Annotated in this window: 1 protein-coding gene; it reads right to left on the bottom strand. The window is 64.8% G+C overall.

What is annotated here, in order from left to right; genetic code table 11:
• A partial coding sequence (locus AC5IJH_RS18670; protein ID WP_491904312.1) for an aldehyde dehydrogenase family protein occupies window positions 1–247 on the bottom strand: 247 nt, incomplete at both ends.

Here is a 247-nt window from a genome sequence, read left to right as displayed (position 1 = left end):
GCCGGCAACGATCGCCTGCAATGCCTGCACACCCGGCAGGAACAGCGGGTAGTTTCCGGGTCCCAGAATCAGAACCACACCGAGCGGCACGCGCTCGACGGTCGCCTCCACATGCCGCTGAAAAAAAGGACGGCTGCGAGAAGAGAGCCGATGAGGTCGCAGGATGGAGAGCGCCTCCCGCTCCAGGAAGCGGCATGCGTCGGCTAAAGGCAGCACCTCTGCGGCGAGTGTGTCGGCCAGTGTGCGA

The sequence above is a fragment of the Candidatus Dedyshia acidiphila genome (assembly GCF_051025295.1).
Classification (GTDB): Bacteria; Acidobacteriota; Terriglobia; order Terriglobales; family Acidobacteriaceae; genus KBS-83.
The sequence above is the reverse complement of the archived record's forward strand: the minus strand, read 5'-3'. Positions and strand labels throughout refer to the sequence as shown.